This window comes from Paraburkholderia sp. BR13439 (assembly GCF_040948805.1).
Classification (GTDB): Bacteria; Pseudomonadota; Gammaproteobacteria; order Burkholderiales; family Burkholderiaceae; genus Paraburkholderia; species Paraburkholderia youngii.
Genome location: NZ_JBFPKN010000143.1, coordinates 1 through 547, shown reverse-complemented (window position 1 = coordinate 547; position 547 = coordinate 1). Strand labels below are relative to the sequence as shown.

Below are 547 nucleotides of genomic sequence, written 5' to 3'. Positions count from 1 at the left end.
CATGCAGACGAGTCTGCCAGAACCCCGGAGAGCGCGAAAGCGCGACCGTATACGTACCGAACGTCCTCAAACGACACGGATCACACCGTCCGCGCCGATGCGCTGCCATGGCAAACCCACCACCAGAGCGGCCAGTTGTTCCTGTGTGAGCGCGCGTTGCTTTGGCTCGCTACCAGCGTGCGGCCAGGTGAACTGCCCCTGATTCAGCCGTCGCGCTGCCAGCCAGATGCCAATCCCATCGTGTACCAGCACCTTCAGACGGTTGGCCCGCCGGTTGGCGAACAGGTACGCATGGTGCGGATGCGCGGCGCCGAACACGGAGATTACCCGACCCAGTGCCGTATCAAAGCCGGCCCGCATGTCCAGCGGGTCAACTGCCAGCCACACCTGGTCAATGCGGATCATGCGAGCCACTCGCGTAGCCACGCGGCGCATTGCGCTGCCTCCGAGGTTGGCCAGCTAACCGTGATCGACTGGTCCGCGCGACGCACCTCGACGCGAATCTCAGTTGTACGCGTGTTTCGCGTCTCAAGTGGCAGCGGTACAA

At 63.6% G+C, this 547-nt stretch carries 1 protein-coding gene; it reads right to left on the bottom strand.

Annotated elements, in window-relative coordinates:
• Positions 1–66: 66 nt before the first annotated feature.
• Positions 67–405 carry an IS66 family insertion sequence element accessory protein TnpB gene (gene tnpB, locus AB3X96_RS42590; protein WP_368594424.1) on the bottom strand — a complete coding sequence of 113 codons (339 nt, stop codon included), beginning with the start codon at positions 403–405 and terminating at the stop codon, positions 67–69.
• Positions 406–547 lie beyond the last annotated feature (142 nt).

Coding starts and splice junctions, on each gene's coding strand:
- tnpB (WP_368594424.1), bottom strand. CDS start 405: ATGATCCGCATTGACCAGGTGTGGCTGGCAGTTGACCCGCTGGACATG.